The following is a 25717-nucleotide window of genomic DNA, read 5'->3' as shown; positions in this document are numbered from 1 at the left end:
TCCTGTTCGGTTCGGTCCGAAGTGTCAGTCGGAGGCGGGCAGAGGCTTGGCCGCCTTGATCGTCATCGGGGTGCCGTCGCAGGTCAGTTCGCCCGCTCCGGAAGCCGTGCAGAGCAGTTCGAGGGTGCCCGTGGCGTTCACGTACCGCTTGCCGATGATGGTCCCCGAGCCGGGGTCCCTGACCGCCGGCAGGGAGGTGGCGGGCACCATTGGCTCACCCGCGCAGGCGAGTCGCGGGTGGGCGTCGGCAGGGGCCCGGATCACGACCACGCGGGTGCCGCAAGCTGTGCTGGCCAACTGGTCGCCGGGGCGTGGTGTCGTCGCCGAAGTGGTCATGGCAGGGGTCCCTTTCGGGCAGGCGGTCGGGGTCGCAAGGTCACTCGGGGTCACGCGACCGGTCCGGTTCGCGGAGGCTTTCGGCGAGCAGGCTGACGTCGTACGACTGGCGGGCCATCCAGAACCGCAGGAACCCGGTGAGGGAGTAGCGAAGGAAGAGTGCCGCGCCCACCACACCGGCGGCGATTCCGGCGAGGCCGAGGGCGATGCCGTCGTTCTGGACGAGGGGGTCGAGGGTGTTGTGGGTGACCAGATAGCCGGAGGCGCCGAGGATCACGCTCAGTGCCATCAGGGCGCCGCCGAGGCGCAGCCAGAGCTGGGAGCGGGCGGCGGCCGGGTCGGAGATCCTCAGTTCCGTCAGTTCGCGGACGAAGCGGTCCGCACGAGGCTCGGCGGATGTCATGCGGAACTCCCGAGGTAGAGGGCGGACAGTTCGGCGCGCAACCCGTCGTCGGGGTGGCCCTGCCGTTGGACCCGGCCGCGCACGAGTACGGCGGCCCGGTCGGCGATGTCGAGTACGGCGGCGGCGAACTGCTCGACGACCAGGACGGCCACGCCCTGCCGGGCGATCTCGGCGACCTGCTCGTAGAGCCGGGCGACCACCAACGGGGCGAGACCCATGGAGAGTTCGTCGAGGAGGAGGACGGCCGGGTCGGTGGCGAGGCCCCGGGCAAGGGCGAGCATCTGCTGTTCGCCGCCGGACATCGTGCCGGCCGGCTGGGAGGCGCGTCGGGCGAGGACGGGGAAGCGGGTGAAGGCGATCTCCTCGACCTCGGCCCGGGTGCGGCCGGTGTGGGTCATCATCAGGAGGTTGTCGCGCACCGAGAGGTTGGGGAACACCCCGCGTCCTTCGGGGATCAGACAGACTCCGGCGCGAGCCAGGTCGCGTGGGGCGGCGCCCGTCATGTCCCTTCCGCCGAGGCGGAGTTGGCCGGACTCTGCCGGGTGGATTCCGGCCGCGACGCTCAACGTGGTCGTCTTTCCGGCGCCGTTGGGGCCGAGCAGTGCCACCATCTCGCCGGCGGCGACGCTCAGATCGACTCCGTGCAGGACGGTGATCCGTTCGTGGGCGGCGCGGATGCCGCGCAGTTCGAGCAGCGCGTTCACGCGTCCCCCAGGTAGGCGGCAAGGACCGTCTCGTCGTCGCGGATCACCTCGGGCGGGCCGACTGCGATGACCTTCCCCAGGTCGAGGACGTACACGTCGTCGGACACGCTCATGACGAGGCTCATGTCGTGTTCGACGAGGACGACGGCCGTGCCCTCGTCGGCGAGGGAGCGCAGCAGGGCGGCGAAGCGCTCGGTCTCCTCGCCGTCCTGTCCGGCGGCGGGTTCGTCGAGGAGAAGCACCTTCGGGCGCAGGGCCAGTGCCCGGCCGACCTCGACGAGACGGCCGACGCCGGTGGGCAGGGTGTCGGGCGCGGTGTCGGCGATGCCGGTCAGGCCGAGCCGGTCGAGGATCTCCCTGACCACGGCGGCCGCGCGCGGCCGTTCGGGGCCGAGTTCGGCGGCGACGAGCAGATTGTCACGGACGCTGAGCCGCCCGAACAGCTCCAGCCGCTGGAACGTACGGGCGAGACCGCAGTGGGCGCGGGCCGAGGGTCGCATCCGGGTGACGTCCCGGTCGTCGAGGAAGACGCGCCCCGACGAGGGTCTGCGCAGCCCGGACGCGACGTCGAACAGGGTGCTCTTCCCTGCCCCGTTGGGCCCGATGAGCCCGGTGACGCGGCCGGGTTCGGCGGTCATGGCGACCCCGTCCAGGGCCCGGTTGCCGCCGAAGGAAACCGTCACTCCGCTAACTCGCAGCGACGCCACGGGCCAGCACCTCCCCGTCCTCCGGGCGCCAGTCGCGCCGTACGCCCCACCACTCGACCGGAATCTCCGGCTCGGCCGCCGACGTCTGCCGGACGGTGGCCCAGGTCCGTAGTGCCACGGCCACGACGGCGGCTCCGCCGAGGAAGACCCAGCCGTCGATGACGTCGCCCAGGCGCAGCAGCCAGGCCGTGGCCAGCCAGGCGGCGAGTGCCGTGAGCGCGATGCGGTCGCGGCCGAGTGGCTCCCACTGGCGCCGGAAGTGGGCCGCGATGCCGTCGGGGTTCTTGCCCAGGCCCAGGCCGGCGAGGGCCGGCAGCAGGGCGACCGGATTCTGCAGGGCGGGTGCCACGGCGACCAGCGCGTTGGTCGGACCGATGAGCGCTGTACCGGTGAACAGGCCGTTGCCGACCGCTCCGAGTCCGCCGAGCACCGCGACCAGGAAGATCGGCAGCCCGGCCACCAGGTTGAACTGTTCGGGGGTGATGGCCCGTTGCTGCATTCCGTAGAGCGCGCCGCCGAGGCCCGCGATCCCGGAGGCCAGGGCGAACACCAGTACTTTGGCGACGAGCAGGTTGCCGCCGAGCGTGGCGTAGGCGGCCTCGCTGTCGCGCAGGGCGATCAGCCGGCGTCCGAATCTGCCCCGCCGCACCGCCGCCACGCCGATCGACGCGAGGGCGAGACAGACGGCGGCGAGCACCATCAGTTCCTCCCCGCTGTCCAGCCGGATCCCGAACAGCGAGGGCCCGGCCGCCTCCACCGACCCCTGGTCGAACAGCGCGACCTCGACGCCGAGGACATGGAAGGCGGGGAGGGTGAAGATCCATCGGTCGAGTACGACGGCGAAGGCGGCGGTGCCCAGCGCCAGGTACACGCCGGACAGCCGCAGCGCGGGGAGTGCGATCAGCGCCCCGGCGACCGCCGAGACGAGTACCGCCAGGCCCAGCGCCCACAGCTGCCCGTGCGCGCCGAAGTGCGCCCACACGACCGCGCCGATGCCGGCCATGCTCAGCTGACCCAGGGAGATCTGGCCCGCGTACCCGGCGAGGGGGACGTACGAGAGAGCCACCACGCCGAGCGAGAAGATCGGCCCGTAGGTGATGAGGTCCGCCTCGCCGAGCACCGAGGCGAGCACGATGCCGAACACGACGGTCGCCGCCGCGAAGACGAGGGTGCCCCGTGCGGTCGGCACCGGGACCGGAGCCAGTCGCCGGTCGCGTCCGCGCAGCCGCCGGTGCGGGAACAGCAGCAGGGCGAGGAACAGGAGCAGGGCGGGGGCGGCCAGGCGCAGGCCGGGCAGGTAGTCGTTCTGCGGCAGGTAGCCGGTGAGATAGCTCTCCGTGCAGCCGATGACGACGGCCCCGATGAACGTGAGCGGCACGCTGCGCAGCCGGCCGAAGACGGCGGCGGTGTAGGCGCTGACGATCAGGAGGGAGAGCTGGGCGGCGTCGAGGGTGACGCTGGGGGCGATCAGTATGCCGCCGAGTGCGGCGAGTTGGGTGCCCATGATCCAGGCGGTCCTGTTGGCCCGTACGGGATCGGCACCCGTCAGCCCGACGAGTGCGCGGTCGTCGACGGTGGCCCGCATCTCGGCGCCGACCCGGGTGCGGTAGAGCAGGACGCGCAGTCCCGCGGCGACCGCGAGTGCCACGCCCATGGTGATGGCCTGATGCCAGGTGACGGCGGCCGGACCGATGTGGAAGGGGGCGCGGTCGGCGAAGAACGCGGGCAGCGGCCGGGCCACGTTCGGGTCCCAGATCCAGCGGGCGACGCCGATGAGTCCGCTGAGCAGGGCGACCGTCATGACCAGTCGTTCCGCCTCGCCGAGCGCCTGGACGGGCCGCAGGACGAACCGCTCGACGAGGAGTCCGAACGCCGGGGCGAGCAGCAGCAGTACGACGGCCAGGGCGACCGGCACCGGCCAGCCCCAGCCGACGGTGAGCTGCCAGTAGGTGAACGCGGAGAGCATGCCCGCGGCGCCGTGCGCGAAGTTGAAGACGCCGGTGGTGGTGTAGGTGAGCACGAGACCGCTGCCGATGACGGCGTAGATCGCAGCCGTGCTGAGGCCGACGATGCCGAAGGTGAGGAACTGGTCCATGACGCGCCGTCACTCGATGCCGGGGTCGGCCGACCGAGTGGTCCCCTCTCTGGGGGTGGAAACTAGCTTCTCAGTCAGAGAGAATCAAGCATTCGGACAAGGCTGGGAGAAACCATGACCGGACAGCGCAGGGGAACCGCGATCGCCATGACCGACTCGGAGCGTGACACGTTTCTGCGTACGCAGCCCGTGTGCCGGGTGGCGACTCTCGGGGCGGGCGGCGACCCCCATGTCAGCGCCCTGTGGTTCGTGTGGGACGGGACGGCCCTGTGGCTCAACTCGCTGGTCCGCAGCCAGCGTTGGACCGACCTGGAGCGCGATCGGCGGATCGGCGTGATCGTCGACGACGGGGGCGGCGACTTCGTGCGACTGCGAGGCGTGGAGCTGCGGGGCGAGGTGGAGGTGGTCGGCGAGACTCCCCGGAAGGGGGCACCCGTGGATGAACTCCGGGAGCCGGAGAGGCTGTTCGCCGACAAGTACGCGGACGGCCGGGACTTCCCGTACGACGGACGGCACGCGTGGCTGCGGGTGACAGCTCAGAAGGTGGTGAGCTGGGACTTCTCCAAGCTGCGGCGGGACCGTTGACGCCTTCGCGACCTCCGTGAGAATCTTCCATTCACTTTGAGAGAATGGAATTCTCCGTGTCCACTGACGACCTGATGGAGATCCAGCAACTGCTGGCCCGGTACGCGGTGTACATCACCCAGGGAAACCTGGACGGCGTGCTCGCGGTCTTCACCTCCGACGGGACCTACAGCGCCTTCGGCGACACCTATGCCCTCGACGAGTTCCCGGCGCTGGTCGCGGCGGCCCCCAAGGGGCTCTTCCTCACCGGGACGGCCGTCGTCGAGCCGGGCTCGGACGAGAACTCCGCGTCCGGCACCCAGCCCCTGTGCTTCGTCGACCACTCCACCCACGACCTGCGCATCGGCTACTACAACGACGCCTACACGCGCACCCTGGACGGCTGGCGGCTGCGCACACGTGCCATGACGTTCATCCGCCGCAGCGGCACGCACGACTCGGGGCGCCCGCACGCCCACCGGGGCCCGGGCACGTGAACGTCACCGGGTTCCGCACGGACCTGCGGCGCTGGCTCGACACGAACGACCTCTCCCCCGGCGCGGGCGACTCGCTCGACGCGCAGGTCGCACAGCTCGCCCGGGTCCGGCGCGCGCTGTACGAGGCGCGGTGGATGCGGTACGGATGGCCCGCCGAGGTGAGGGGGCTCGGCGGGCCCGCCGTGCTGCGCGCGGTGCTCGGCGAGGAGGTCGCGACCCGGGGCCTGGCCGAGCCGGGGATCTACTCGATGGTCGAGGTGCTGGCCCCGACGATGATCTCGTACGCGCGTCCCGAGCTGGCCGCCGAGATGGTCCCGTTGCTGCTCGGCGGCCGGGAACAGTGGTGCCAGGGCTTCTCGGAACCGGGCTCCGGCAGCGATCTGGCCTCGCTCACCACCAGGGCCGTCCCCCGGGGCGACGACTGGGTGGTGACCGGCCAGAAGGTGTGGACGAGCCTCGCCCAGTACGCCGCCCGCTGCGTCCTGCTCACCCGCACGGCCCCCGGCCACGCGGGCATCACCGCGTTCTTCGTCGACATGGACACCCCGGGGATCACCGTCCGTCCGCTGCGCACGATGCACGGAGTGGACGAGTTCGCGGAGGTGTTCCTCGACGATGTGACCGTCCCCGGCGACCGGATGCTGGGCCGCCCGGGCGACGGCTGGCAGCTGGCGATGGACCTGCTCCCGCACGAGCGCTCGACCTGCTTCTGGCACCGTATCGCCCATCTCTACACGCGACTCGACCACCTGCTGGAACAGACGCACCCGTCGGACTCCGCCCAGGACGACGACGCCCTCGGCGCCGCCTATCTCGCCCTGCACACCGCCCGCTGCCGCTCCCACACGACGCAGCGGCGCCTGGCGGAGGGGGACCGCCTGGGCCCGGAGACCTCCATCGACAAGGTGCTGCTGGCCACGGCGGAGCAGCACCTCTTCGACACCGTGAGGGACTTGCTGCCCGGGGTGCTGGAGCTGACCCGGACGCCCTGGCGCTCGGAGTATCTGTACTCCCGCGCGGCGACCATCTATGGCGGCACCGCCGAGATCCAGCGGAACATCATCGCGCGCCGCTTGCTGGACCTCGGAAGGGAGCAGTGAGGGAGTGGCCGTGGACGCCGCCGAACGGGATCTGCTGGCCGCGACACTCCGCGGGACGATGACGGCTGCGACGGGGCCGGCCCTCGACGCCGCGCTGGCCGACCTGGGCTGGGCCGACCTGCTGCGGGAACTGCCGGACGTCGCGGTACCGCTCGCCTTCCGGCTGCTCGGCGAGACCGGCGCGCACGCCCCGCTCCTCAACGACGTGCTGCTGCACGCGGCCGGCCGACCGATCGGGGGCACGCTGCCCCTGCCGTACTCGGGCGGCGCGTGGGTGGTCTGGGAGCGCGGCGGTAGCCGGACGCCGAGTCTCTGCCTCGACGGTGAACTGCCCTGGCGGAACAGCCCGGTGGGTGGGCCGGTCGCGCTGGGTGCGGGCCGGCGGGCGCTCGGGTGGTGGCTGCTGGGCACCGGGCGGGCCATGCTCGCGCTGGCCCGGACGCATGTGCTGGACCGCACCCAGTTCGGCCGGCCCCTCGCGTCCTTCCAGGCAGTACGGCACCGGCTCGCGGAGACGCTCGTCGACCTCGAAGGCGCCGAGGCGACTCTCGTGGCCGCCGACGACGACCTGGGTGCGCTGCTGGCCAAGGCCGCGGCCGGACGGGCGGCGCTGACGGCGGCCCGGCACTGTCAGCAGGTGCTGGGCGGTATCGGCTTCACCGCCGAGCACGATCTGCACCGGCATGTCAGGCGGGCTCTCGTGCTCGACGGACTGCTGGGCAGCGCAAGGGAGTTGACGCGGGAAGCGGGGGCGCTCGTACGGGAAGGGCGCTCGGCTCCGCGGGTGGTTCAGCTCTGACACACGTCCATATGTCTGTCTGCGTCTGGGAGCCCCTGTGACGGATCTCTGGAGTGATCTGCTCGCGTGCCTGGAACTCCGCCCCGAGGAAGACTCGGTTTTCGAGGGAGGCAACCAACGTCTCGGTTACCACCGGCTGTTCGGTGGACAGTTGCTCGCCCAGTTCGTGCGGGCGGCCGCACTCGCCTGCCCGGGCAGGACGGTGAAGTCCGTGCACACCCTCTTCGCGCGCGCGGGACGGCCCGACGAGCCCGTCCGGTACGAGGTGACGGTCCATCATGAGGGCGGCACCTTCGCGACGTTGGCGATCGTCGCCCGTCAGTCCCCCGGTGTCATGGCCACCGCCTCGGTGTCGATGCACGCCCTGGAAGCCGGTCCCGACCACCAGACACCGTTCCACGTCCCTGTCGTGCCCGGCGAGGAACACTCCGTGGACCTGGATCTGCTGCCCTGGGAGACCCGCGCGGCCACCGGCCTCGACACCCCGAAGGCAAAGACGCCCGAGTACGAACTCTGGATGCGCACACCGGCCGTACGCCCCGAGCTGGCGCCGGCCCTCACCGCGTACGCCACCGATCTGAGCCTCATCGGCACCGCGCTGCGCCAGGTCGAAGGCGTCGGCCAGCACGATGCGAACACGGCGTTCACGGCGGCGGTGACGGCGCACACCGTGAGCTTCCACCGGCCCTTGCGCACCGACTCGTGGCTGCTGCTGCGTCAGCACGCTCCCCTGCTGGCGCACGGGCGTTGCTACGGCCGAGGTGACGTCCTCACCGCAGAGGGCTCCCTGGTCGCCTCGTACGCCCAGGAAGCCCTGCTCCGCTTCAAAAACTGACGTCCGGTCACCTCACCTCAGGGCGCCGGTACTTCGATCACCGTCGCCGAGCCCATCCCCCCGCCGGCGCACATGGCGGCGACGCCGATCCCGCCGCCGCGTCGGCGCAGTTCGTGCACGAGGGTGACCAGCATCCGGGCACCCGTGGCGGCGACCGGGTGCCCCAGTGAGCAGCCGCTGCCGTTCACGTTGACGCGGTCCGGGTCCAGTCCGAGCCGCTTGACGGCGGCCACGGGTACGACGGCGAAGGCCTCGTTGATCTCGTAGAGGTCGACGTCGGTGAGCGAAAGACCGGCCCGCTTCAGAGCCTTGGGGATCGCGGTGACCGGGGCGAGGCCCATCTCGGCGGGGTCGACGCCCACGGACGCCCACGCCCGGACCGTACCGAGAGTGGGGAGCCCGAGACGGTCGCTGGCGATGACCAGGGCCGCCGCCCCGTCGTTCGCGCCGCCCGCGTTGCCGGCCGTGATGCTGAATCCCTCGATCTCCGGGTGCAGGGGCTTGAGCGCGGCCAGTCGCTCCGCGCTCGTGTCGCGGCGCGGGTGCTCGTCGACGGAGAACAGGCCGTGCGGGGTGTCTATCGGGACGAGTTCGGCGTCGAACCGGCCCTCGTCGATGGCCCGTACCGCGTTGCGGTGCGAGCGCAGCGCCCAGTCGTCCATCTCGGTACGGCTGATGTCTGCCCGGACGGCCGTGTTCCAGCCGACGGTGATCGACATGTCGGTGTTGGGCGCGTCCGGCCGGGCGGGGTGGGTCGGCGACATCCAGGTTTCCCACTCGCCGTCGGCCTTCGTCACCGAACGCGGCGAGGTGGATGCCGAGTTGACGCCGCCGGCGATGACGAGTTCGTCCATGCCGGCGCGGATGCTCGCCGCCGCGCTCTGGACGGCGGCCTGGCCCGCCGCGCAGTGCCGGTTGTGGGCCAGCCCCGGCACCCAGGTGAGACCAGTGGTCACGGCGGCGTGCCGGGCGATCACACCGCCGCCGTACAGGCCCTCGCCGAGGACGATGTCGTCGATGAGGGACACGTCCACACCGTCCGTGGCGGCTGCCGCTGCGACGATGTGGTGGGCCAGGTCGAAGGCCGAGGTGTCACGCAGGGTGCCCTTGAACGCGGTGCCGACGGGAGTGCGCAGGGCGGACACGATGACTGCTTCAGGCATGGGTGGTCTCCAGGTCGGCGAGCAGGGTGCGACGCAGCAGTTTTCCGGTGTCGGTCTTCGGCAGCTCGGCGCGGAAGACGACGGTGTCGGGCGTCTTGGCGGAGCGCAGGCGGTCCCTGACCCAGGCGCGGATCTCTTCCGGGTCGCCCGTCCCGACGAGGACGGCGACGATCCGCTGCCCCCACTCGGGGTCGGGCAGCCCGATCACCGCCGCCTCGACGATGCCGGGATGAGTGAGCAGGACGTCCTCGATCTCGGCCGGGGCGATGTTCTCGCCGCCCCGGATGATGGTGTCGTCGGCGCGTCCCTCGATGAACAGATAGCCGTCGGCGTCGAGCCGTCCCCGGTCCCGGGTGGCGAACCAGCCGTCGCCGTCCAGCGCGGTGGCCCGGCCCCCGTACTCGCCGGAGATCTGGTCCCCGCGCACGAACACCAGCCCTGTGGTGCCGACTTGGGCAGGCTGTCGGCCCTCCTGGTCCCGGATCTGGATCTCGACGCCGGGCAGCGCCCGTCCCACCGAGCCGAGCCGGTCGCGTACCGCCGGCTCGTCGGACACCAGTGCCTCGCGGTGGTCGTCAGGGCCGAGGACGGCGATCGAGGACGTGGTCTCGGTCAGCCCGTACGCGTTCACGAAGCCGGTGTCCGGGAAGATCCGCAGCGCCCGTTCGACCAGGGGCCTCGGGGTGCGGGCGCCGCCGTACGCGAGGCTTCGCAGGGTCGGTGTCCGGGCGGTGGCGCCGTCCGGGACCTCGGCGACGATCCGGGCGAGCATCGTCGGCACGACGAGCGCGTGGGTGACCCGTTCGCGCCGGACGGCCGCCAGCCACTCGGGCGCGTCGAAGGCGGACTGGTACACGATCCGACGCCCCGAGTAGAGGTTGGTCAGCAGGTTCATCAGACCGGCCACGTGGTACGGCGGCACCGCCACGAGCGTCGCCGCGTCGGGCTCGGCCGACCCGAACTCCTGGGTGTTGAACACGTAGGCGAGCAGGTGGCGGTGGCGCAGGACAGCCGCCTTGGGCTCCGCCGTCGTCCCGCTGGTGTAGAGCACGACGGCGATGGCGTCCTGGTCCTGCGGGGCCGGTTCGTCGTCGCTCCGGCCCGTCTCCCGCTCGGCCTGCAGGAGTTCGTCGAGGTCGTCGGCGCGCAGCACCAGCGCGCCCGGGTGGCGGTCCAGCAGTCGGGTCAACTGGTGTTCGCCGAGGCGGTAGTTGAGAGGGATGAAAGGGACTCCCGCGAGGGCCGCGCCGAACAGGGCGACGGGGTGGGCGAGATGGTTGGCGCCCAGGTACAGCACGGCCGACCGGTGCCGGAAGCGGTGCGCGGCGGCCCGGGCGCGGTCCAGCAGCTCCGAGGCGGTCAGGGAACGGCCGTCCACCGTCACCACCACCCGGTCCCCGGCGGAGGTCGCCATCTCCAGAATCATGGTTATATTCATGAGAATGCTATTCTCATCTTACTAGAGCCCTGCTTGCAAGAGAGGAAAACCTTGATGCAGATCAGTGGCAGCTCGGCAGTCGTCGTCGGTGGGGCCGGAGGCCTGGGCGAAGCCACCGTCCGCCGGTTGCACGCGGCGGGCGCGAAGGTGGTCGTCGCCGACCTCGCCGACGAGAAGGGCAAGGCGCTGGAGCAGGAGCTCGGCGTGCGTTACGTACGGACGGACGCCACCTCGGAGGACGATGTCCTCGCGGCGCTGGCCGAGGCGGAGTCGGCGGGCCCGCTGCGGATCTCGGTGGACTGCCACGGCGGGCCGGCGAGCGGCGGCCGCCTCATCGGCAGGGACGGCACACCGATCGGCCTCGACGGCTTCAAGAAGACCATCGACGTCTACCTGACCGGCGTCTTCAACGTGCTGCGGCTGGCCGCCGCGGCCATGGCTAAGCAGGAGCGAACCGACGACGGCGACGACGGCCGAGGGGTCATCGTCAACACCGCGTCGATCGCGGCGTACGAGGGCCAGACCGGCCAGCTTCCCTACGCGGCGGCCAAGGGCGGCGTCGTCAGTATGACGTTGGTGGCCGCCCGGGATCTCTCCCCGCTCGGCATCCGGGTCGTCACCATCGCTCCCGGCACCTTCCTGACTCCGGCCTACGGCAAGGCGGGTGACCAGTTGGAGGCCTACTGGGGTCCGCAGGTTCCCCATCCCCGGCGGATGGGACGCTCCCCCGAGTACGCGGCGCTCGTCGAGCACATATGCGAGAACGGCTATCTCAACGGCGAGGTCATCCGCCTCGACGGAGCGCTCAGGTTTCCGCCCAAGTGAGCGACGGCAGGGGTTCGTTGAAGGGAAAGATCGCCTTCGTCGCCGGCGCGAGCCGGGGTATCGGGCGAACGGTCGCCGTGGCGTTGGCGGAGGCCGGGGCGTCGGTGGCGGTGGCCGCGCGGTCCGAGGAGACGGGCCGGCTGCCGGGGACGATCCACTCGGTCGCCGACGGGATCACGGCGGCCGGCGGCCGGGCGCTCGCCGTGCCCTGCGACGTCACCAGCGAGCAGTCGGTGGAGGCGGCCGTGACGGCGACGGTCGCCGAGTTCGGCGGCATCGACATCCTGGTCGCCAACGCAGGGGTGCTGTGGCTCGGCCCGGTCGAGTCGACGCCGCTCAAACGCTGGCAGCTGTGCCTGGACGTCAATCTGACCGGCGTCTTCCTCGTCACCAAAGCCGTGATCCCGTACGTCCGGCAGCGCGGCGGCGGATCGCTGGTCGCCGTGACGACGAGCGGGGTCGGGATGACCGACCGGGGCGCCAACGCGTACTGGGTGTCCAAGGCGGCCGTCGAGCGCCTCTATCTCGGCCTCGCCACCGACCTGCGGGCCGACAACATCGCCGTCAACTGCCTTGCCCCGTCCCGGATCGTCCTGACGGAGGGGTGGCAGGCGGCGGGTGGCGGTCGCGAGATCCCGCCCGGGATGGTGGAGCCGCCCGAGGCGATGGGCCGGGCCGCGGTACTGCTGGCCGGGCAGGAAGCGAGCGGGATCACGGGGACCGTACAGCGCTCGGAGTCGATCGGACGAGAAGCACCTGCCTGACGCCCGACCACGCGACGGGGAGGCAGGGTCGGGCATCAGGCAGTTGATCGGGCACCTCCCTCGCCCGGCACCTCAGGCGTGCGTCCCACCTCCCCGCGCCTCCCGTGCCGCCGCGCAGGCACCGCCGTCCACGAGGAGGTCGATGCCGGTGACGAAGCTCGCCTCCGCCGAGAGCAGGAAGGCGACCGCGGCGGCGACCTCCTCGGCGCGGCCCGGGCGGCCGGTGGCGGACCGGCGTACCAGGGTGTCCATGGCCGGCTGGGTCGCGGCTTCCCGGCGGCCCTGCGGGGTGTCGATGACGCCGGGCGAGACCGAGCAGATACGGGCGCCCAGCGGGCCGAGCCGCAGCGCCTCCCGGCGTACGAACCGGTGCACCCCGTGTTTGGCCCAGGCGTAGGCGACACCGCTGTCCTCGACGGCCGGTCCAAGGGCGTCATGGAGCCGGTCGAGGAAGCCGTCGGCGAGCGGGTCGTCCAGGACGGCCGCGACAGCCGGGGATGCCTCCAGGTTGCCGAGCAGCGGGGCCATCGAGGCGAAACAGACCATCGCCGTGCCCTGCGTGGCCTGTGGGCGCAGGACCTCGGCGAGCAGCGCGGTGCCCACCAGGTCCACCGTGAAGACGGTCCGCCAGTCGGCCATGGTGGGCGAGATGCCGGCGGCGTGGGCGACGGCGCGCAGAGTGCCGAGTTCGGCGGTGCGCGCGGCGAGCCGGGCCAGGCCGTCCCGGTCGGTGACGTCGAGGACGAACGGCTCGACGGTCGTGCCCCCGCCGGCAGTCGCGAGGTCCGTCGCCGCCGCTGTCACGGTCGCCTCGTCCCGGTCGACGAGCAGCAGCGTGTCCACCGTGCCGGCCAGGCGCCGCGCGCACTCCAGCCCCATTCCGCGTCCGGCCCCGGTGGCGACACCCACGGTGTTCATGTCCTGCTCCCGCCGTCGGCCCAGAACCTCTCCAGCATCGGCCGCGTCGCCCGGTCCACGAGCTCGACGAGGACTCCGCCCGGGCCGCGCAGGAAGGCGAAGTCGGACCCGGCCGAACCGATGCGGGACGCCTCGACCGTGTAGCCGAGCCCGGCGAGTTCCGCGCGGTCCGCGCCCACGTCGTCGGACCAGTAGCCGACGTGGTGGACACCTCCGGCGGGTCCCGCCTCCCAGAGGGTGCCGGGGACGCTCCGCAGGATCTCCAGCCGGGGTTCGGTCCGCGAGTAGACGCAGGCGAGTCGCACTTCGGCCTCGCCGGTGGGCAGCGTCATGGTCAAGGGGCCGGCGATCTCCGCGCACCACTCGTACCCGAACGCCGCCGACAACGCGGTCAGGGTGCCCTCGAAGTCCTCGACGACGATGCCGAGATGGAACTGGTCCTCGCCCCTCATGACCCGGCCACCTCACTCTCGCCGGAGGAGCCGCGCGGGACAGGGCCGTTGTGCTCGCCCAGCCGGGGCGGCGGCCCGTAACCGGGCTCGTGGCCCGCGATCCGTACCGGGCTGCGGACGAGTCGGTACTCGCCCGCCGTCACCACCGCCTCGGGGGTGGCCGCCAGCGCCTCCGGCAGCGTGCGTACGGCGGCGGCCGGGACTCCCAGGGGCCGTAGCCGGGCTTCCCAGGCCGCGGCGGTGTCGCCCGCCAGGGCCCGCGTCACGGCCTCCAGCACCTCTTCCCGCCGTGCCGCGCGCTCGGCCATGGTCGGGAACCCCTCGACGCCCGCCTCCGCCGCGAAGGACTTCCAGAAGCCGTCGTGGGTGATGAACAGCGCCAAGTGCCCCTCGGCGGTGGGGAAGAGCTGCGCCGGTACGTAGTAGGAGTGGGCGCCGAGCGGCAGGCGCCGTGGCTCGGTGCCCTCGTTGAGGTAGGCCGAGGCACGGTAGTTGAGCTGGGAGAGCATCACATCGCGGAGGGAGACGTCGACTTGGCCGCCGTGTCCGGAGACGATCTGCGCGAGGAGGCCCAACGCGGCGGTCAGGCCTGTCGAGTTGTCGGCGGCGGAGTAACCGGGCAGCGTCGGCGGGCCGTCGGGATCGCCGGTGAGCGCGGCGACTCCGGTGGCCGCCTGGACGACGTAGTCGAAGGCGGGTTCGTCGCCCGTCGCCAGCCCGAAGCCGGTCAGCGCGACGCACACGAGCCCCTCGTTCCACTTCCGCAGCGCCTCGTAGGTCAGCCCCAGCCGATGTATCGCCGACGGCTTGAGATTGACAAGCAACGCGTGCGCGTCGGCGGCGAGTTCACCGAGCCGGTGCTGTCCGGCGTCGGTCGTCAGATCCAGGCAGACGCTGCGTTTGCCCCGGTTGAGGCTGGCGAAGTAGGCGTCGCTCACCTGCCGCGAGATGTCCCCGCCGGGCGGCTCGATCTTCGTGACCTCGGCGCCCAGGTCGGCGAGCATCATCGTGGCGTAGGGGCCCGCCAGCATGTGGCCGACCTCCAGGACGCGGATGCCCGCCAGTGGCCCGGACTTCGGCCCGGAGCTCATCGCACCTCCGCCGCGAGGGCGGCCAGCATGTCCCGCGTGCGGCGCTTGGAGGCGATCAGTTCGTCCCTGCCCTCGCCGATCGGCAGCAGGCGCACCGACAGGTCGGTGACTCCGGCGTCGGCGAAGCCGCGGAACCGGGCCAGGACGGCCGCCTCGTCGCCGGCCGCGCACAGGTCGCCGATGTCGCGGGCGTCGCCGTAGTCCAGCAGGCGCTGGTAGTTGGGTGAGATCTCGGCCTCCCCGAGGATGCGGTTGGCGCGTTCGCGGGCCGCGTCGACCTCCGACGGCCGGCACAGACACACGGGGATGCCCGCGACGACCCTCGGCGCGGGTCGGCCCGCCCCCTCGGCCGCCTTGGTGATGCGCGGGACGACATGGTCGGCGACCGCGCGTTCGTCGGCCATCCACAGGACGGTGCCGTCAGCACGCTCGCCCGCGAGGGCCAGCATGACCGGGCCGAGCGCGGCGAGCAGGACGGGCAGTGGGCCTACGGGGCCGAGGTCGAGCGGGTTGTGCACGGTGAAGGTGCCGTTCTCGACGTCGACCGGGCCGGGGCCGCGCAGAGCCGCGTCGAGGACGTCGAGACAGTCGCGGGTGAACGCGGCCGGCCGCTTGTACGGCAGCCCGAGCATGTCCCGGACGATCCAGTGGTGCGAGGGGCCGACGCCCAGGGCCAGCCGTCCCCCGGTCGCCGCCTGGGCCGACAGCGCCTGGCGGGCCAGGGCGATCGGGTGCTGGGCCTGGAGCGGTACGACCGCCGTCCCGATCTCGATCCGCCCGGTCCGCGCGCCCATCAGCGCGACGGCTGTCAACGCGTCGAAGTCCGTGGGTATCTGGGGCACCCACGCGGTGTCGAGGCCCGCCTGCTCGGCCCATGTCACGTCGTCGATCATCCGCGCGACCTTGCGCGCGGAGTCCCCACGCTCCGGCCCGATCATCACACCGACCCGCACAGTGCCTCCAGATGTCGACAGGTTTCCGAGCAGAGTTCGAGCAGAGTCAGAGCGGGGTTCCCGCAGGTCTCAAGAGCCGGTGGCCGCGCTGCTCGCGTTCCCGGTGAGCGCCCGCATCTCCGCCACGAGCACGTCGAGCGGCGTACCGGTCGGGAAGACCGCCGCCGCGCCCGCCGCCCGCATCCGGGGCACGTCGGCCGGCGGGATGGTGCCGCCCACGACGACGGCTATGTCCTCGGCTCCGGCGGCCCGCAGAGCCTCGACCACCTTCGTGGTCAGGGCCAGATGCGCGCCGGAGAGGATGCTGAGCCCGACCACGGCCACGTCCTCCTGGACGGCGGTCGCCACGATGGTGTCGACGCGCTGGCGGATGCCGGTGAACACGACCTCGAAGCCGGCGTCACGCAGGGTCCGCGCGACGATCTTGGCTCCGCGGTCGTGCCCGTCCAGTCCGGGCTTGGCCACCAGGATCCGTGTGGCGGCGCTCATCAGAACACCACCGGCTGCTGGAACTCGCCCCAGACGGCCTTCAGCGCGGCGACCATCTCGCCCACCGTGCAGTAGGCCTTGGCACAGTCGATCAGTACGGGCATCAGGTTCTCCGTCCCGTCCGCCGCGCGCGCCAGCCGGAAGAGCTGTTCGCCTACGAGGGCGGCGTCCCGCGTGGCCTTCACGTCGGCGAGGCGCTTCAGCTGCCGGTCGCGGCCCTCCGCGTCGAGTTCGTACGTCGCCAGGTCCGGCGGCGGCTCGTCGGAGACGAACCGGTTGACGCCGACGACCGGGCGCGTGCCCGCCTCGACGTCCAGGTGCAGTCGGTAGGCCTCGTCCGCGATGAGTCCTTGCAGGTAGCCGTCCTCGATGGCGCGGACCATGCCGCCGTACCGCTCCAGGTCGTCCATGATCTCGACGATCCGTGCCTCGGTCGCGTCGGTGAGCGCCTCGACGAAGTACGAGCCGCCGAGCGGGTCCGCGACCCGGGTCACGCCGGTCTCGTGGGCGAGGATCTGCTGGGTGCGCAGGGCCAGGGTCGCCGACTCCTCGCTGGGCAGCGCGAACGGCTCGTCCCAGGCGGCCGTGAACATCGACTGCACGCCACCGAGGACGGAGGCCAGCGCCTCGTACGCCACCCGGACGGTGTTGTTCTGCGCCTGGGGCGCGTACAGGGAGGCCCCGCCGGCCACGCAACCGAAGCGGAACATCGACGCCTTGTCAGTCGTGGCGCCGTACCGCTCCCGGACAATGGTCGCCCAACGTCTGCGCCCCGCACGGTACTTGGCGATCTCCTCGAAGAAATCGCCGTGGGTGTAGAAGAAGAAGGAGATCTGCGGGGCGAACTGATCGACCGTCATCCGGCCGCGCTCCAGCACCGTGTCGACGTACGTCACTCCGTCGGCGAGCGTGAACGCCATCTCCTGCACGGCGTTGGCGCCCGCGTCACGGAAGTGCGAGCCGGCCACCGAGATCGCGTTGAACCGGGGTACCTCGGCGGCGCAGAACTCGATGGTGTCCGCGATCAGGCGAAGGGACGGCTGCGCGGGCCAGATCCAAGTCCCCCTGGACGCGTACTCCTTGAGAATGTCGTTCTGGATCGTGCCGGTGAGTTTCGCGCGCGGCACGCCCCCCCGTTCGGCAGCGGCGACGTAGAAGGCGAGGAGGATCGCGGCGGTGCCGTTGATGGTGAAGCTGGTGCTGATCCTGTCGAGGGGGATGTCCTCGAAGAGGATCTCGGCGTCGGCGAGGGTGTCCAGGGCGACGCCGACGCGGCCGACCTCCTCGGTGACCTCGGGGTCGTCGGAGTCGTAGCCGCACTGGGTGGGCAGGTCCAGGGCGACCGACAGACCGGTGCCGCCCTGGTCGAGCAGATAGCGGTAGCGGCGGTTGGACTCCTCGGGCGTGCCGAAGCCGGAGTACTGGCGCAGCGTCCACAGTCGTCCCCGGTAGCCGGTCGCGTAATTGCCGCGGGTGAAGGGGTAGTTGCCCGGCTCGGGCGGGTCGGCACCCCGGTCGGCGGGTCCGTAGACCGCCTGGAGCGGGATGCCTGAAGCGGTCTCGTCCGGTCGTGTCATCTCAGCTGGTCCTTCATCACCTTGCCGGTGGCGTTCAACGGCAGCTCTTCGAGGAACTCCACGAACCGGGGCGCCTTGAACCCGGCCATCCGTGCCCTGCTCCAGGCGATCAGCTCGTCCGCCGAGACGTCCCCGCAGCGCACGACGAACGCCTTGCCGACCTGCCCGAGCCGCTCGTCCGGTACGCCGATCACGGCGGCCTGCGCGACGGCCGGGTGTTCGAGGAGGAAGCCCTCGATCTCCGCCGGGTAGGCGTTGAAGCCGCCCACGATGAACATGTCCTTCTTGCGGCCGACGATCCTCAGGTGTCCCCGGTCGTCGAGGGTGCCGAGGTCGCCGGTGTGCAGCCGGCCGTCCGCGTCGATGGCCTCGGCGGTGGCGGCGGGATCGTCGAGGTAGCCGCGCATGACGCTGTAGCCGCGGAGGAGGACCTCCCCGTCGTCGGCGATGCTCACCTCGACGCCCTCGCAGGGGGTGCCGACCGTGGTGGCGATGTCCTCGAAGGAGTCGCCGGGGCGGGAGGCCGTTGCCGTGCCCGCCTCGGTCAGGCCGTACCCGGTCATGATGTGCCGGAAGGGCAGGTCGCTGACTATCCGGCGGATCAGCTCGACGGGGATGTCCGCAGAGCCGGTCACCGCCACCCGTAGCGAGGACAGGTCGTACCGGTCCCCCGCCGCCAGGAGCGAGTGGTAGAGCGTGGGCGGGCCCGGCAGGACCGTCACCTTCTCGCGCTCGACCAGTTCCAGGACGCGGTCCACGTCGAAGACGGGCACCGGCAGAACGGTCGCGCCCCGGATCAGGGAGGCGATGAGGCCCGCCTTGTAGCCGAAGATGTGGAAGAACGGGTTGACGATGAGATAGCGGTCGCCCTCCCGCAGGGTGGCGAGGTCGCACCACTCCCCGTACAGCCGGAGCGTCTGCGCGTGGGTCATCAGGACGCCCTTGGGCCGCCCGGTGGTGCCCGAGGTGAACGCGATGTCGCTGACGTCGTCGCCGCTCACCGCCCGCTCGAACGGCGAACCGCTGGCCAGGAAGCCCGACTTGAGGTCGATCACCGGCACTCCCGGCGGGCCCTCGAAGTCCAGGCCGAGGAAGCCCGCCTCGACCAGGAGGAGTTTGGCCCCGCTGCGGCGGACGATGTCGTGGGCCTCGTCCGCCTTGAACCGGGTGTTGACCGGGACGAGCACCCCGCCGGCGGTGAGCAGCCCGAAGGCGGCGACGATCCAGTCGGCGGAGTTGGGCGCCCAGATCGCGGCCCGGTCACCCTTCCCGACCCCGGCGGCGGCGAACGCTCCCGCGGCCATGCGCACCCGGTCGACCAACTCGGTGAAGGTGAGCCTGAGTCGGCCGTCGACCACCGCCTCGGCGTCACCGAAGCGGTCGGCCGCGCTCAGCACCATCCGCGGGATGGTCTCCCAGGTCATCCCGGGATCAGCCGGGAGAGGTTGCCGCCCATGATCTTGGCCTGGTCGGTGACGCTCAGGTGCTGGATGGCGTCGACGTAGCTCTGCGGCTGGGCCAGGCCTTCGGGGTGCGGGTAGTCCGAGCCGAACAGCACCCGGTCCACGCCCATCAGGTCGATGAGGTCGCCGAGGTCGTCCTCGTAGAACGGGCTGACGTGGATGCTGTCCTTGACGGCCTGTACCGGGTCGCCCAGGAACTCGTTCGGCATCTTCTTGTAGACGTCGCGGAGTTGGTCGAGCAGCGGTGCCACCCAGGAGGAGCCGTTCTCGATGAGCGCGATCTTCAGACCCGGGACCCGGAAGAGGGCGCCGTGACACACCCAGGCGGCGACCGCGTCCTGGATCGGCCGCCACTCGGACACCGTACGGAAGGCGTTGGGCTTGAACGGGAGCATCTCGTTCGTCCCGCCCTCCCAGTCGCTGGTGTACCGGGCGTAGCCGCTGTCCGAGGAGTGCATCGCGACCAGGACGCCGGTCTCGACGCAGCGCTTCCAGAACGGGTCGAACTCGGGCGCGGCGAAGGAGCGGGAGCCGCCGTACCCGGGCACGGGAGCGGGGCGCACCAGGATCGCCCGCGCGCCGCGCTCGACCGCCCAGTTCAGCTCCGCTATCGCCTTGTCGACGATGGGCAGGGTGATGACCGGGGTGGTGAGGATGCGGTCCTTGTAGGTGAAGCCCCACGTTTCGTACAGCCACTCGTTGAGCGAGTGGATCACCGCGTGGATCAGTTCGGGGTCGTCCCGCATCCGCTCCTCGATGAGACTGGCGAGCGTCGGGAACATCAGCGTCCGCTGCACGCCGAGCTCGTCCAGCAGCTCCAGCCGGGGCCCCGGTTCACGGAAGGCGGGGATGGAGCGCATCGGCTCGCCGAAGATCTCCCGGCGGCTCTTCCCGTCCGGGTTGCCGAACTTGAAGTAGTCCTCCATCGCCCCGGGGCGGGCGACCACCTCGAAGGTGGGGTTGGGGATGTACTCGCTGATCTGCCCCCGGATCGCGATCTTCGTACGGCCGTTCACCTGCACGTACTGAATCGCGCCTTCGTATTGCCTGGGGAGGTGTTTGGTCAGCGCCTCTTCGGTCTCGTACAGGTGGTTGTCCGCGTCGAAAAGCGGATACGGCAGCTCGCGCGACGGCATCGAGATCCTCCTTCGCAGATTGCGAGAATCTTATTCTCACTTCTTGCGGGCCGCAATATCCTTACGGAGAACGAACTTCTGAACCTTGCCGCTCGCGGTGCGCGGGAAGTCGTCGACGACGTGCACTTCCTCCGGCCACTTCTGCCGGGCGAGGCCCTCCCGGTCCAGGTGGGCGCACGTCTCGTCGAGGGTGGGCGCGCGGTGACCGGGTTTCAGCCGCAGGACGGCCGCCGCGTGTTCACCGAGCCGCTCGTCGGGCGCGGCCACCACCGCGGCCTCGGCGACGGCCGGCAGGGTCAGCAGCACCTCCTCGACCTCCAGCGCGCCGATGTTCTCGCCGCCCCGGATGATGATGTCGGCCTTGCGGTCGGTGATCGTGAGATACCCGTCGCCGTCGACGACCCCGATGTCACCGGTGCGGTACCAGCCGTCCGCGTCGAAGGCCCGGGCGGTCAGCGCCGGGTCGGTGTAGCCGAGGCAGAGATCCGGTCCCCGGCTGAGGATCTCGCCGTCGTCCGCGAGCCTGACCTCGACGCCGGGCAGGCAGTCCCCGTCGGTGTGGAGCCGCTTGGCCTCGGGCGCGGTGTGGCGGGAGCCGGTGATCGAGGGGTGCTCCGTGCTGCCGTACGAGCGGAAGACGGTGATCCCGAGGCGGGCCAGTCTGTCGGTGACGGCGGCGGGGATCGCGGAGCCGCCGAGGCCCGCGTACTTCATGCCGGCGAGGTGGGCGGGCGTGAAGGCGGGGTGATCGAGGAGGCTCGTCATGTAGTACGCGGCGCCGCCGCCGACCGTGAGCCCCTCGCTCCTCATCAGGCCGAGGGCCGCACCGGGGTCCCACACGTCGGCGAGATTCACCGGCGTGCCGTCCAGCACCGGGATGAGGAAGGCGTTGACCATGCCGATGAAGTGGCCGACGGGCGCCGAGGTGAGCTGGCGACCCCGGTCAGACGGATAGAGCCCGGACAGTTGCCGGGTCTCGAAGCCGAGGGTCTGGTGGCTGTGCACAACTCCCTTGGGATCGCGGGTCGTTCCGGAGGTGAACGCGATCAGTGCGGGACTCGCCGGATCCGTCGCGACAACCCCGGGGAGGGGTTCGTCGGCGAGCAGGTCCTCGAAGTCCCGCCCCACGACGCCGACCACGGGCACGCCCACGCTGAGGCCGGGCTGATGTTCGAGGTGACCGAAGCGGTCGGCGGTGACGAAGACGCGCGGGCGGACGGCTTCCAGGATGTAGCCGACCTCCTTGCGCCCGTAGAAGTGGACGACCGGCACGACGACCGCGCCGAGCAACGCCGACGCCCAGAAGACCGCGGCCGCCTCCATCCAGTTGGGCAGCTGGAAGACGACCACGTCCCCGGGGCCCACCCCGCGCGCCCCGAGCCCGGCGGCCAGCCGACGCGCGACCCGCTCGACGTCCGCGAACGTTCCCGTCCACGGCCGCACCGACGAGTGCACCCGGAACTCCGTGTCCGGGGCGGCCGACAACCCGTGCGCCAGCAGGTCACCGAGCGTGTCGCGGGTCCACCAGCCTGCCGCCTCATAGCGCTTCGCCAGCTCGGCGGGGACTGTGCGTGTGGGGATCGTTCGCATCACGGGAACTCCCTCCCTTGTGAAGAGAATTGCACTCTCGCAGAGGGAGAAGGTAAATTCCAGACATGGTACGAGACCACGGGTTCCACCCGGTCCGGATCAAGCGGATCGTCCAGGAGACAGCCGACACGCGCACATACGTTCTCGACGCTCCCTTCCCCTATCGCGCCGGACAGTTCCTGACCGTAAGGGCGTGCGGTGCCCTGCGCAGCTACTCCATGTCGAGTTCCCCGGACACCGACAGCGAGTTGACGACCACGGTGAAGCGGGTTCCGGGCGGCCTGGTGTCGAACTGGATGCACGACCACCTCGCACCCGGCGACCTCATCGAGACCACGGCCCCGGCAGGGGTGTTCTGTCTGCGCGAGGGCACCGCGCCGCTGGTGGCGCTCTGCGGCGGCAGTGGGGTCACGCCGATCCTCTCCCTCGTGAAGACCGCGCTGGCCACGACCGGACGGCTGGTGCGGGTCCTGACCGCGAACCGGGACGCGGACTCGGTGATATTCGGCGACACGCTGGCCGAGCTGGCGAAACGGTACGCGGGCCGGTTCGAGATCCGCCACCATCTCGACGACCGCCAGGGGCTCGTCACCGAGGCGGAGATACGGGAGTTCATGGGCGGCGACCTGAACGCGGACGTCTACCTCTGCGGGCCGGCACCGTTCATGGCCCTGGCCGAGGGCACACTGCTCGGGCACGGAGTCGGAGCCGGGCAGATCGTCGCCGAGCGCTTCACACCGCCGGAGCCGGAGGCCGGGGAAATCGCGGGAGTCGCCGACCCCGGCCCCGACCCCGCAGCCGAACCCGGTCAGGAGAGCGGCGGCGGCACGGTCACCGTCGTCCTTGCCGGGAAACGGCGCACAGTCGGCCAGCATCCCCGCGAGTCGCTGCTGGAGAGCGCCCGCCGGGCAGGTCTCATGCCGCCCTTCTCCTGCGAGATGGGCAACTGCGGCACCTGCATCGCCCGCCTCACCGAGGGCGAGGCCAAGATGCGCGTCAACAACGCGCTCGACGACGACGAGGTGGCCGAGGGCTGGGTCCTGACCTGCCAGGGCGAACCGGCGACCACCCACGTCACCGTCGAGTACGAGGCCTGAGTCCGAGAGCCGCCGAAGTCCACGCCCCACCGACCGAAGAGGCACACATGGTTGATCTGGAACTCGAACCGGACGAGGGCCTGGCGGTCATCACCATCAACCGGCCGCACGCCCGCAACGCCATCGCGCCGGCCACCATGGACGAGCTGGACCAGGCCCTCGACGCGGCGGCGGGTGCCCGGGCCCTGGTCATCACCGGCGCGGGCGACAGGGCCTTCGTGTCGGGCGGCGACCTCAAGGAACTCGCCGCGATCCGTACCGAGGACGAGGCGCTGGCGATGGCCCTGCGGATGCGCGGCGTCTGCGACCGGCTGGCCGCCTTCCCCGGCCCGGTGATCGCCGCCCTCAACGGACACGCCTTCGGCGGTGGCGCCGAGGTGGCGGTGGCCGCCGACATCCGGATCGCGGCCGACGACATCAGGATCGGCTTCAACCAGACGGCCCTGGCGATCATGCCCGCGTGGGGCGGTGCCGAGCGGCTCGCCGCTCTGGTCGGCAGGGGCCGGGCACTCCTGCTCGCCGGAACCGCCCAGGTGCTCGACGCGCCGGAGGCCGAACGTCTCGGGCTGGTGGACCGGGTGCTGCCCCGGCCCGCCTTCGCACAGGGCTGGCGCACGCTGGCCCGCCAACTCGCCACCCGCCCGGCCCAGGAGATCAAGCGGGTGGTGTCGGGAGAGCTCACACCGGACGAGGCGGCCCGCGCCTTCGCCCGACTGTGGGTGTCCGAGGAGCACTGGCAGGCAGCGGAGAGGGTGATGTCCCGTGGATGACACACGAGTTGAGACCACAGGCCGACGCGGCGTAGCCGGCGCTCCCGGCCCACTGACCCGGGCCGGGGCCAACCGGTCGGGCCGGGGCGAACCCGGCTGCCCACAGGGCGACTTGACCGACGTACGACGCGACTCGGCGGGCGGCCCGGAGCCCGAGACTCACCAGGTCGGCTCCGTGCTGGTCGAGTCGAGCCCCGTCGGGCCGGTCGTGACCCCACCGGAACCGTCCGGTCTCGTGGTCCTCTATCTGCACGGCGACCGGCGTCTCGCCGGGACCCCGGAGTCGGTGCTCGGTCCGGCCGAGCGGCTCGCGCGCCGTACGGGAGCGGTGGTCGTCTGCCCGCGCTACCGCTCCTCGTTCCCGGGGGCCCTCGACGACGTGCACGCCGTGTACGACTCCTGCCGGGCCCGGGGTCCGGTGGCGCTGGCCGGGGAGCGCCTCGGCGCCGGGCTCGCGGCGTCGCTGCTGGTGCGGCTGCGGGACATGGGGGCGGCGGCGCCGCAGTGCGCGGTGCTCGGCTCGGCGCTGCTCGATCTGACGCTGGACGCGCCGAGCCTGTTGTTCAACGCGGCGGCCGAGCCCTCCTTCGACCTCGCCGAACTCCGGCTGCGCGCCTCCCTCTACGCCGCCGGCACCGAGCCGACCAACCCGCTGCTCAGCCCCCTGCACGCCAATCTGCACGGGCTGCCACCGGTCCAGCTGCTGGTCGCGGGCACGGATCCCCTGCTGGACGACTCGCTGGGGTTCGCCGCCCGCGCGGCCCGTTCCGGGGTCGTCGTGGATCTGCGGGTGTGGGAGGACACCGAGCGGCTGCGGCTCGGGACGGTGACGGCCATGGCCGGGTTCATCCGGGCGTGGACCCGATCAGAAGGGTCATCACGTCCCGCATGATCTCGGGGTAGTCGGACTGCTCGTCGTCCAGCAGCCACTGCAACTGCATCCCGTCGAGCATCGCGACCAGGGCACTCGCCGCGGCGCGTGGGGTGAGTCCGCTGGGCAGGCGGTCGCCGTAGATGCCGGTCAGATGAGCGACGGTGCTGTCCTGGATCGAGCGGTAGTGGTCGTGGAAGAACGCGTGGGTGGGATCGTCACCGACGATCCCCTCGGCGACCAGCACACTGTGGATCTGGACCAGCCCGGCGTTCTGATGGTCGTAGGCGACGACCTCGGCGACCAGGCTCGGCAGGTCCTTGTCCCGGTGACCGTCGGCGAGATGCTCCCGGGCCAGGTCCTCCCGGCGCTGGAGCAACGCGTGCAGGAGGCGCTTCTTGCTGGGGAAGTAGTGCAGGACACCCTGCCGGGTCAGTCCCGCCCGCTCGGCGACCGCGTCCATCGAGGCCCGTCTGTAGCCGCGCTCGGCGAACACTTCCAGGGCGGCAGCCAGGATTTCCGCACGCCGGGTCGTCGTCTCCACACGTCACCCTCTTCGCACTGACACACCGATGTGACAGTACGGTCACCACACCACACAAGTGGCCTCCGCGGCCACTGTCGGATGCCTGCCATTTCCCGCGAGGCGCACGTCCGCATGGTCAACGCCCGCCGGGAAGGCGGGCGTTGACCATGCGGGCAGGGCGCGGTCCGGGTGACGGACAGGCGTCAGCCGTTCCCGGTGGGCGGCTCGAAACCGGCGACGATCACCATGTTGGCATCGGCCGCCGCATGCCGCAGCGGCTTCGCCTCCCCGTACTCGGCGGAGTCGTACCAGGCGCGGGCCGCCTCCACCGACTCGAACTCCAGGACGACGGTCCGGTCACCGTGCCACTCGCCCTCCAACTGCTGCGGCCCGTCGTCGACCGCCAGGATCGACGCGCCGCTCGCGGCCAGGGTCGCCCCGGCGAGGCGGGCGTAGGCCTCCAGTCCCACCGGGTCCTTGATGGTCTCGGTGACGATGATGTAGCCCTTGGGCATCCGCTGTCCTCTCGCATCGATGTGCCGACGTGCCGACGG

At 71.5% G+C, this 25717-nt stretch carries 28 protein-coding genes; 10 read left to right on the top strand and 18 right to left on the bottom strand.

The annotated features are described in order from the left end of the window. Window positions 1-24: 24 nt before the first annotated feature. The 5 genes from PV734_RS02580 to PV734_RS02560 are packed head-to-tail and all read right to left on the bottom strand — an operon-like array spanning window position 25 to window position 4245. Window positions 25-336 carry a hypothetical protein gene (locus tag PV734_RS02580; RefSeq protein WP_319091835.1) on the bottom strand — a complete coding sequence of 104 codons (312 nt, stop codon included), beginning with the start codon at window positions 334-336 and terminating at the stop codon, window positions 25-27. Between the two features lie 40 nt (window positions 337-376). Further along, window positions 377-739 (bottom strand): hypothetical protein, encoded by a 363-nt coding sequence (locus tag PV734_RS02575; RefSeq protein ID WP_319288649.1) that lies wholly within the window; start codon window positions 737-739, stop codon window positions 377-379. Continuing rightward, window positions 736-1443: an ABC transporter ATP-binding protein gene (locus PV734_RS02570; RefSeq protein WP_319091833.1), complete on the bottom strand. Its 708-nt coding sequence runs from the start codon at window positions 1441-1443 to the stop codon at window positions 736-738. Before PV734_RS02570 ends, PV734_RS02575 begins: the two co-directional genes overlap by 4 nt. Beyond that, window positions 1440-2150, bottom strand: coding sequence for an ABC transporter ATP-binding protein (locus tag PV734_RS02565; RefSeq protein ID WP_319288648.1), 711 nt, complete (start codon window positions 2148-2150; stop codon window positions 1440-1442). Before PV734_RS02565 ends, PV734_RS02570 begins: the two co-directional genes overlap by 4 nt. Continuing rightward, window positions 2131-4245 (bottom strand): ABC transporter permease, encoded by a 2115-nt coding sequence (locus tag PV734_RS02560; RefSeq protein WP_319288647.1) that lies wholly within the window; start codon window positions 4243-4245, stop codon window positions 2131-2133. Before PV734_RS02560 ends, PV734_RS02565 begins: the two co-directional genes overlap by 20 nt. A 114-nt stretch (window positions 4246-4359) precedes the next feature. Between PV734_RS02560 and PV734_RS02555 the strand changes: the two genes are divergently transcribed. The 5 genes from PV734_RS02555 to PV734_RS02535 are packed head-to-tail and all read left to right on the top strand — an operon-like array spanning window position 4360 to window position 8040. Further along, entirely contained in the window at window positions 4360-4830 is a 471-nt protein-coding gene (locus PV734_RS02555) for a pyridoxamine 5'-phosphate oxidase family protein (RefSeq protein ID WP_319288646.1), read from the top strand. Between the two features lie 56 nt (window positions 4831-4886). Beyond that, the gene (locus PV734_RS02550; protein WP_319288645.1) at window positions 4887-5306 is read left to right on the top strand and encodes a nuclear transport factor 2 family protein; all 420 of its coding nucleotides are present in this window, start codon (window positions 4887-4889) and stop codon (window positions 5304-5306) included. Continuing rightward, a complete protein-coding gene (locus PV734_RS02545; RefSeq protein WP_319288644.1) occupies window positions 5303-6406 on the top strand; it encodes an acyl-CoA dehydrogenase family protein in 1104 nt (367 codons plus the stop codon). Before PV734_RS02550 ends, PV734_RS02545 begins: the two co-directional genes overlap by 4 nt. Before the next feature lie 10 nt (window positions 6407-6416). Beyond that, window positions 6417-7205 carry an acyl-CoA dehydrogenase family protein gene (locus tag PV734_RS02540; RefSeq protein ID WP_319091827.1) on the top strand — a complete coding sequence of 263 codons (789 nt, stop codon included), beginning with the start codon at window positions 6417-6419 and terminating at the stop codon, window positions 7203-7205. A 37-nt stretch (window positions 7206-7242) separates the two neighbouring features. After that, window positions 7243-8040: an acyl-CoA thioesterase gene (locus tag PV734_RS02535; RefSeq protein WP_319288643.1), complete on the top strand. Its 798-nt coding sequence runs from the start codon at window positions 7243-7245 to the stop codon at window positions 8038-8040. A 17-nt stretch (window positions 8041-8057) separates the two neighbouring features. Here PV734_RS02535 and PV734_RS02530 read toward each other — a convergent pair whose 3' ends face one another. Beyond that, window positions 8058-9203 (bottom strand): thiolase family protein, encoded by a 1146-nt coding sequence (locus tag PV734_RS02530; protein WP_319288642.1) that lies wholly within the window; start codon window positions 9201-9203, stop codon window positions 8058-8060. Continuing rightward, the gene (locus tag PV734_RS02525; protein WP_319288641.1) at window positions 9196-10641 is read right to left on the bottom strand and encodes a class I adenylate-forming enzyme family protein; all 1446 of its coding nucleotides are present in this window, start codon (window positions 10639-10641) and stop codon (window positions 9196-9198) included. Before PV734_RS02525 ends, PV734_RS02530 begins: the two co-directional genes overlap by 8 nt. A 54-nt stretch (window positions 10642-10695) precedes the next feature. Between PV734_RS02525 and PV734_RS02520 the strand changes: the two genes are divergently transcribed. Next, window positions 10696-11466 carry an SDR family NAD(P)-dependent oxidoreductase gene (locus PV734_RS02520; protein WP_319091823.1) on the top strand — a complete coding sequence of 257 codons (771 nt, stop codon included), beginning with the start codon at window positions 10696-10698 and terminating at the stop codon, window positions 11464-11466. Beyond that, the gene (locus tag PV734_RS02515; protein ID WP_319288640.1) at window positions 11463-12230 is read left to right on the top strand and encodes an SDR family NAD(P)-dependent oxidoreductase; all 768 of its coding nucleotides are present in this window, start codon (window positions 11463-11465) and stop codon (window positions 12228-12230) included. The genes PV734_RS02520 and PV734_RS02515 overlap by 4 nt, the downstream gene beginning before the upstream one ends. Window positions 12231-12302: 72 nt before the next feature. Here PV734_RS02515 and PV734_RS02510 read toward each other — a convergent pair whose 3' ends face one another. The 9 genes from PV734_RS02510 to PV734_RS02470 form a co-directional block, all read right to left on the bottom strand. After that, window positions 12303-13148 carry an SDR family oxidoreductase gene (locus PV734_RS02510; RefSeq protein WP_319091821.1) on the bottom strand — a complete coding sequence of 282 codons (846 nt, stop codon included), beginning with the start codon at window positions 13146-13148 and terminating at the stop codon, window positions 12303-12305. Beyond that, window positions 13145-13600 (bottom strand): VOC family protein, encoded by a 456-nt coding sequence (locus PV734_RS02505; RefSeq protein WP_319091820.1) that lies wholly within the window; start codon window positions 13598-13600, stop codon window positions 13145-13147. Before PV734_RS02505 ends, PV734_RS02510 begins: the two co-directional genes overlap by 4 nt. Beyond that, entirely contained in the window at window positions 13597-14691 is a 1095-nt protein-coding gene (locus PV734_RS02500) for a CoA transferase (protein ID WP_319091819.1), read from the bottom strand. Before PV734_RS02500 ends, PV734_RS02505 begins: the two co-directional genes overlap by 4 nt. Next, window positions 14688-15644: a TIGR03564 family F420-dependent LLM class oxidoreductase gene (locus PV734_RS02495; protein WP_319288639.1), complete on the bottom strand. Its 957-nt coding sequence runs from the start codon at window positions 15642-15644 to the stop codon at window positions 14688-14690. Before PV734_RS02495 ends, PV734_RS02500 begins: the two co-directional genes overlap by 4 nt. Window positions 15645-15713: 69 nt before the next feature. After that, window positions 15714-16133 carry a cobalamin B12-binding domain-containing protein gene (locus PV734_RS02490; RefSeq protein WP_319091817.1) on the bottom strand — a complete coding sequence of 140 codons (420 nt, stop codon included), beginning with the start codon at window positions 16131-16133 and terminating at the stop codon, window positions 15714-15716. Next, window positions 16133-17710, bottom strand: coding sequence for a methylmalonyl-CoA mutase family protein (locus PV734_RS02485; protein ID WP_319091816.1), 1578 nt, complete (start codon window positions 17708-17710; stop codon window positions 16133-16135). Before PV734_RS02485 ends, PV734_RS02490 begins: the two co-directional genes overlap by 1 nt. Next, window positions 17707-19134: a FadD3 family acyl-CoA ligase gene (locus PV734_RS02480; protein WP_319091815.1), complete on the bottom strand. Its 1428-nt coding sequence runs from the start codon at window positions 19132-19134 to the stop codon at window positions 17707-17709. Before PV734_RS02480 ends, PV734_RS02485 begins: the two co-directional genes overlap by 4 nt. Further along, window positions 19131-20309 carry an amidohydrolase family protein gene (locus tag PV734_RS02475; RefSeq protein ID WP_319091814.1) on the bottom strand — a complete coding sequence of 393 codons (1179 nt, stop codon included), beginning with the start codon at window positions 20307-20309 and terminating at the stop codon, window positions 19131-19133. Before PV734_RS02475 ends, PV734_RS02480 begins: the two co-directional genes overlap by 4 nt. A 36-nt stretch (window positions 20310-20345) precedes the next feature. Beyond that, on the bottom strand, window positions 20346-21899 hold the full coding sequence (locus PV734_RS02470; protein WP_319288638.1) for an AMP-binding protein: 1554 nt from the start codon (window positions 21897-21899) through the stop codon (window positions 20346-20348). Window positions 21900-21964: 65 nt separating this feature from the next. Here PV734_RS02470 and PV734_RS02465 point away from each other — a divergent pair, with 65 nt between their 5' ends. From PV734_RS02465 to PV734_RS02455, 3 genes are all read left to right on the top strand, one after another. Continuing rightward, window positions 21965-22996 carry a ferredoxin--NADP reductase gene (locus tag PV734_RS02465; protein WP_319288637.1) on the top strand — a complete coding sequence of 344 codons (1032 nt, stop codon included), beginning with the start codon at window positions 21965-21967 and terminating at the stop codon, window positions 22994-22996. 47 nt (window positions 22997-23043) lie between these two features. Continuing rightward, on the top strand, window positions 23044-23766 hold the full coding sequence (locus PV734_RS02460; RefSeq protein ID WP_319288636.1) for an enoyl-CoA hydratase/isomerase family protein: 723 nt from the start codon (window positions 23044-23046) through the stop codon (window positions 23764-23766). Between the two features lie 112 nt (window positions 23767-23878). After that, window positions 23879-24658 carry an alpha/beta hydrolase fold domain-containing protein gene (locus PV734_RS02455; protein ID WP_319288635.1) on the top strand — a complete coding sequence of 260 codons (780 nt, stop codon included), beginning with the start codon at window positions 23879-23881 and terminating at the stop codon, window positions 24656-24658. On the opposite strand, the gene PV734_RS02450 is transcribed toward PV734_RS02455, so the two are convergent. Further along, window positions 24612-25181: a TetR/AcrR family transcriptional regulator gene (locus PV734_RS02450; RefSeq protein ID WP_319091809.1), complete on the bottom strand. Its 570-nt coding sequence runs from the start codon at window positions 25179-25181 to the stop codon at window positions 24612-24614. The two genes, PV734_RS02455 and PV734_RS02450, sit on opposite strands and share 47 nt — an antisense overlap. A 185-nt stretch (window positions 25182-25366) precedes the next feature. Then, window positions 25367-25678, bottom strand: coding sequence for a DUF1330 domain-containing protein (locus PV734_RS02445; RefSeq protein ID WP_319091808.1), 312 nt, complete (start codon window positions 25676-25678; stop codon window positions 25367-25369). Window positions 25679-25717 lie beyond the last annotated feature (39 nt).

This window comes from Streptomyces sp. AK08-02 (genome assembly GCF_033795085.1).
Classification (GTDB): Bacteria; Actinomycetota; Actinomycetes; order Streptomycetales; family Streptomycetaceae; genus Streptomyces; species Streptomyces echiniscabiei.
This window is presented reverse-complemented; position numbering and strand designations above follow the sequence as displayed.